The organism is Desulfuromonadales bacterium (genome assembly GCA_035620395.1).
GTDB lineage: Bacteria > Desulfobacterota > Desulfuromonadia > Desulfuromonadales > DASPGW01 > DASPGW01.
Genome location: DASPGW010000213.1, coordinates 1 through 5,188 on the forward strand (window position 1 = coordinate 1; position 5,188 = coordinate 5,188).

Annotated in this window: 7 protein-coding genes; 5 read left to right on the forward strand and 2 right to left on the reverse strand. The window is 59.7% G+C overall.

Annotated features, from left to right (window positions below):
• Positions 1-255: 255 nt before the first annotated feature.
• The 3 genes from VD811_11810 (at position 256) to VD811_11820 (ending at position 2,448) form a co-directional block, all read left to right on the forward strand.
• On the forward strand, positions 256-753 hold the full coding sequence (locus VD811_11810) for a ferritin family protein (GenBank protein ID HXV21660.1): 498 nt from the start codon (positions 256-258) through the stop codon (positions 751-753).
• Positions 754-775: 22 nt separating this feature from the next.
• Positions 776-1,417, forward strand: coding sequence for a YkgJ family cysteine cluster protein (locus VD811_11815; protein ID HXV21661.1), 642 nt, complete (start codon positions 776-778; stop codon positions 1,415-1,417).
• An 830-nt stretch (positions 1,418-2,247) separates the two neighbouring features.
• Positions 2,248-2,448: a hypothetical protein gene (locus VD811_11820; protein ID HXV21662.1), complete on the forward strand. Its 201-nt coding sequence runs from the start codon at positions 2,248-2,250 to the stop codon at positions 2,446-2,448.
• Between the two features lie 378 nt (positions 2,449-2,826).
• On the opposite strand, the gene VD811_11825 is transcribed toward VD811_11820, so the two are convergent.
• Both VD811_11825 and VD811_11830 read right to left on the reverse strand, forming a co-directional pair.
• Positions 2,827-3,021, reverse strand: a complete 195-nt coding sequence (locus VD811_11825; protein HXV21663.1) for a hypothetical protein — start codon at positions 3,019-3,021, stop codon at positions 2,827-2,829.
• A 177-nt stretch (positions 3,022-3,198) separates the two neighbouring features.
• Positions 3,199-3,645 (reverse strand): rhodanese-like domain-containing protein, encoded by a 447-nt coding sequence (locus VD811_11830; GenBank protein HXV21664.1) that lies wholly within the window; start codon positions 3,643-3,645, stop codon positions 3,199-3,201.
• A 339-nt stretch (positions 3,646-3,984) separates the two neighbouring features.
• Between VD811_11830 and VD811_11835 the strand changes: the two genes are divergently transcribed.
• Together VD811_11835 and VD811_11840 are read left to right on the forward strand one after the other, a co-directional pair.
• Entirely contained in the window at positions 3,985-4,749 is a 765-nt protein-coding gene (locus VD811_11835) for a pseudouridine synthase (GenBank protein HXV21665.1), read from the forward strand.
• Between the two features lie 94 nt (positions 4,750-4,843).
• On the forward strand, positions 4,844-5,047 hold the full coding sequence (locus VD811_11840) for a hypothetical protein (GenBank protein HXV21666.1): 204 nt from the start codon (positions 4,844-4,846) through the stop codon (positions 5,045-5,047).
• Positions 5,048-5,188 lie beyond the last annotated feature (141 nt).

The window sequence follows — 5,188 nt, forward strand, 5'->3', positions numbered from 1 at the left end:
CTGCTCATCCGCAAGCTCAAGCGGGTCGAAGGGGATGGCCGGGGATTGCTGCTGCTCGATCAGGAACTGGGACAGCGGGTCTTTGTCCCGCCTGCGGCCACGGGAGCCTGACACCGGAAAACCAGAAACCCGCAGAAAGGGTCTGCAGTTGCGGGCCCTTTCGTTCAGCAGGGCAGCAGTTGACAGGCTCCGTTTGTCGGTTAAAAGGAACAACAGGCTGCAGCAGCGATCTATCGGAGCGAAGGAGACACTTGCATGTTCGAAAAAATCGATGTTCAGGAGGCGATAAAACGCTCCATCCAGACAGAAAAGAATGCCATGGATTTTTACCATCGTAGCGCCGGGCATATGGGACGCCAGGAAGCCAGAAAGATCTTCGAATTGCTGGCGAGCGAGGAGCGGGAACATGCCGCCTGGTTCTACCACGTCTACCAGGGGGGTGACATCCCGGATTTCGACGCCTTCATGGCCGCCGATCCGATGCAGGATTCAGACTGGCTCACCGACCTGGAGAGGATCCTGATGTCGGATTTCAACGAGCGCCGGGCGATGGAACTCGCCATGGAAAAGGAACTGAAGCTGGAAAAGAGCCTGCGCGATATGGCCGCGAAAATCGGGGACGAAAAGGTGCGCAAGGTCTTCGAGGCCAATGCCGAATCGACCCACAACCACTACCTGCTGATCGAATCCGAGTACGCACGACTGATGGGAATGGTTCATGAAACCGACATTGACACCTACGTAAGGGAATGACCGTCCAGGCCGGGAGACGATCATGAGCGACGGCTTCGACTTCCACAGCTTTGCCATGGAGACAGAACGGACGGCGACCGCCCTGCTGAGCGATGCGCAATCGGACGACGAGCTGATTCAGGCTTGCCGCGTTGTGCAGGAAATGGCCGAAACGGCCCTGGTCCGCTTTCGGGGCGAGGCTCCCCTCATCGCCTGCGGCCCGGGATGCGCTCACTGCTGTGTGGTCAATGTGGCAGTCCTGCGGCCTGAAGCCGCCACCATCGTCGCCTATCTGGAGCGCAAACTCTCTGCCAGCGAGCTTCTTGCGCTGCAGCAGAAGATCGACGCCCTGCATGCCGCCATCCGCTGGCTCGACGAGGAGGAACGCATCCGCCGGAGACAGTCCTGTGCCCTGCTGGACGAAGCCGGAACCTGCAGCGTCTATCCCGTCCGGCCCCTGCTCTGCCGGGGGATGACCTCCATCGATCCGGAAACCTGCCGTCAGGCCATCGACCTGCTTCCCCTGGGAGACGCACCGCCGGTGACCGTCAACCTCTTCCAGTCGTTCCTCTTCCATCAGGCTTTTATCGCCCTGGCGCGGGCCATGGAGAATGCCGGGCTCGAGAACAGAAGTCAGGAAATGACCGCGGCGATAAAAGGGCTTCTGGACGAACACCACCACTGACGGCCACGAGAGTTCGCCCGGCACTGAAAGACCGGATGTGCTAAAATATAAATGAAATAAAGAGGTTCTTTGAAAACTCTGGAATGTGCGATTCCTTCTCGCGTCAGTTTCGTCAGCACGAAAGTCGTACGTCCCCGGCCAGAACCGCGGTGAGCCTGCCCGCCTTGGAGCGGGACGCCTGAAACGGTCTGCAGGGTATGGTGAGTGGTTTCCGGGCGAATGACAACAGGAGGGTCGGCACTCCGGAGTTGCATGCCGCCACCAGGGGGCGGGGGCTTTTGCGGAGGGCATTTGAAGGTGCTATAATAAGAGTGCAAGAAAGGAAAGTTGTTCTTTGACAGGTTTGGGATGCGGGTACCTTCTCCACTCGGCGCAGATCGGAAAACTGCAAACACCGGATTCCGAGATGACGGCGCCAGCGATGATGGTTGCGACGGCTTATGGTATCCATGGGTAAGGCGCCGAGGCCGCTTTGGCCTTGGAGGAAATCCGTGATCGAATTGCGTGAGAGAGCGTCCCACATCCCTGCAAAATGAGATGCCGGGGTTATGCGGTCCAACGACAGAAGCCGTGTCATCCCATCCGCCGTGGGCGTATAAACCCCCGGAAAAAGGCAGAACTTGAAAGGTGCACCGTTGAGCCGGGCCCGCGAGGAGCCGGATTGACGCCTCCCAGTAAGGTTTAAGCCGACGGATTGGTGGAAAGCCGACCGTAGTAAACCGGCCTCTCAGTTATTGGAAGCCCCGGGCAACCGGGGCTTTTCGTATTTCGGGTCATGCGGCCAAGAGGGTATTGCCGGCGCCGGCCGCACTACAGAAAGGAGGTAGCTCATGACGCGCCAGGATTACGAAAATATCTGCCATGCGGCCTTCTGGGGAGAAGAGCGCATAATCGAAAACCGTGCTCTGCACGAAGCAGGGCGGGTTTTCAACTGCAGGGCCGACACCTTCAACGTCAAGGTGGGCGGCGAGTGGCGCCAGTGGGGACGGCAGGTGTGCGATGAATCCGGCCCCGAAGGACGAGCGGCCTGAACTTTTTAAGACGGAGAATTTTCCGGAAGGGGCAAAAGTGGGAAGAGCGAGCCGCGGGTTCGTTTTTTTCTCCGGCCGACCCTTGCGACGTCTCCTCAAAAAAAACCGGTCAAGGGAGGAGGCGTCCCGTTGACCGGTTTGAAACAGTTAGGTTGTTTGAAGAAGAAGGGCTCGCCGGCCCGCCTGCCACAACAGGCCTTTGATGGTTCCAACTATAATTCGGCGGGACCGGAATTTCCACGTGGATACTCGTGGAAATTTGGTGCGGATGAAGTATTCCCCCACTGTGCATCTGCACACTCGGTCCGCTCAGGGCTGAGCTTTCCCAGCAGCCGATTTCGGCACCGGGACCGGAAAAGTTAAAGGCTACAGCTTCGTTCAGAAAAGGACCCCGGAGGGGGCAAGGTCGTCAGAGGGAGGCTCGCCGTAGACTTCCTGATGCATCTTGCGCATGCAGTCCCTGGCCTGTCGGCCCCGGCAGTAGTCCTGGAGAAAAACGCTGTGCAGATAGACTCGCGAGAAGCGTATCTTTTTGAAATAGGAGCAGCTATCCTGATTTTCGCAGCCAACCATGCGACCCTCCGCGAGAAAAGCCATATAAAGCACTGTCGGCAAGTCTAGCGGAAACAATCTTACTTTTTTCTTACACCGACGAACTAATCGTTGTGGACCCTTGTCCTCGGAGAAAAAAAGGGCCCCCGCATGGAGAGCCCCTTTGTCTGCAACCGCCGGCCACATGCACGACGCCGTTTATTTGTCCCTCTTTTCCGTCAACTCCGGGTAAGGCCACCCTTCCTGCCCCTTCTCGAGGATGAGAAGCCGCGCCGGCGCAATTCCTTTACCCAGAAGGTAGTCATAGGAACGCTTGGCGCCCCCCTCGCCTCGCGGGCAGACGATGACGATGGGATCTCCGTTTGCCTGCAACTGCGGCAGGAATCCATCGAGCCGGGCGCGCTCCTCGTCGGATTTGACCGGATAGGCGTAGGTGGGCACGGCACCCGGGATGTGATGTTCGCCGAACTCCTGTTCGACCTGAATGTCGAGCAGGGTAAGCGCTTGCTTGCTCTCGATCCTGGCCTTGAGCGCCTCGGCGGTCAGGTAATTGTAGGAACCCTTCTCGGCCGCCACCGCCGACACGCTCCAACCGGCCGTCAGCGCCACCACAGCCAGCAAGAACAATACACTCAGCCTCTGCATGATAGAACCTCCCGAAGAAATTTTTGGCGAAGTCTAACATCACCTGCAGGGCAAAGAAAAATTCGAAAAACAAATGTGTTTTTGCTTTTCAATCGCTTCTTCCTATGAACTGGACTGGCCAGGGCGGCGGAAAATCAAACCGGCGCCCTTTTTCGTCAAGGGAAAGAAGGGCTGCCACTCTTTCACCCTGTTCTTCCCTGTTCACGCTTCCCCTGCCGACTGTTTTCCGCTATCCTCGCATTCCGGCGGCGCACGGCCGGGGAGCGTCCCACGCACCGAGAACCGCAAACCACCACCCGACCGGGAGTGGCGCCGTCAGACCGGCGTCGGACCAACCCCATGCAGCCAGTGACCGCGCCGCCGGCGCCTGACATCCTCTACGTCGACGATCACCTCGTCGTCGTCCACAAGCCGGCCGACCTGCTGGTTCACCGCAGCCCGATCGACCGGCGTGAGACCCGTTTCGCCCTGCAGCTGGTCCGCGACCTGATCGGCCGGCGGGTCTACCCGGTACACCGCCTCGACCGGCCGACCTCAGGCGTCCTCCTTTTCGGCCTGACCCCGGAGGCGGCACAGACGCTCTGCCAGTCCTTTATCGATGGCGAGGTGGTTAAAACCTACCTGGCGGTGGTGCGCGGCGTGACGGCGGCCGAGGGAGTCATCGACCATCCTCTGCGCGAAGAACCGGACCGCATTGCCGACCCCTTCGCCGCTCCGGACAAGGAGGCGCAGACAGCGATGACCGGCTATCGACGGCTGGCCGCGACAGAGCTCCCCTTCGCCGTCGGCCGCCATCCGACCAGCCGCTACTCCCTGGTCGAGGCCCATCCCCGCACCGGCCGCCGACACCAGCTGCGCCGGCACTTCAAACACATCTTCCATCCGATCATCGGCGACACGAAATACGGCGAGGGCCGCCACAATCGGCTCTTCCGCAAAGCATTCGACTGTCACCGCCTGCTTCTCGCCGCCGTCGAACTCACCTTCCCCCACCCGGCCAGCGGCCGGCCGCTCACCGTCTGCGCCCCGCCGGAAGCATCCTTTACCCGCCTCATCGACCAATTCGGCTGGCGAGAGGCACTGCCGGCGCGCTGGTGGGGTTGAGTACGACTCCCATCGGCACTGCCGTAACCGTTATAATAAAAGTAGAGAAATCTACTGAAACTACCACCTTTTCGGGTGGGGAAAGGAGTATTCCATGAAACGCGAGGAGTTCACAAAATGCTGTCAGGCAGCTGAAGAAGGGAACGAGATCTACCTGGAGAACCTGGGTAGCCACGAAAGCGGCAGACTCCTCTACTGCAGCGGCGACCGGTTCCAGGTCAAGGTCGGAGAGCAGCGCCAGGAATGGTCGCCAGCCCTGTGCGAGGAGAGCGGCAGCAGCAGCGAGCCTCCCGCCTAGACAGCCTTACTCACCGCCACCGCGCCGGGTTCCACCCCGGCGCCTCGCCCGGCAAAATCTCCGGCATCGGCTAAAATGTGAAAGCTGGCCCGAGGGACGAAGCATGCCACCTTCTGCGGAGGAATACTTTCATGGACAAGA

What these genes read in the sequence shown, in the direction of transcription:
- VD811_11810 (HXV21660.1), top strand. Translation starts at nt 256, where the DNA reads ATGTTCGAAAAAATCGATGTTCAGGAGGCGATAAAACGCTCCATCCAG.
- VD811_11815 (HXV21661.1), top strand. Translation starts at nt 776, where the DNA reads ATGAGCGACGGCTTCGACTTCCACAGCTTTGCCATGGAGACAGAACGG.
- VD811_11820 (HXV21662.1), top strand. Translation starts at nt 2,248, where the DNA reads ATGACGCGCCAGGATTACGAAAATATCTGCCATGCGGCCTTCTGGGGA.
- VD811_11825 (HXV21663.1), bottom strand. Translation starts at nt 3,021, where the DNA reads ATGGTTGGCTGCGAAAATCAGGATAGCTGCTCCTATTTCAAAAAGATA.
- VD811_11830 (HXV21664.1), bottom strand. Translation starts at nt 3,645, where the DNA reads ATGCAGAGGCTGAGTGTATTGTTCTTGCTGGCTGTGGTGGCGCTGACG.
- VD811_11835 (HXV21665.1), top strand. Translation starts at nt 3,985, where the DNA reads ATGCAGCCAGTGACCGCGCCGCCGGCGCCTGACATCCTCTACGTCGAC.
- VD811_11840 (HXV21666.1), top strand. Translation starts at nt 4,844, where the DNA reads ATGAAACGCGAGGAGTTCACAAAATGCTGTCAGGCAGCTGAAGAAGGG.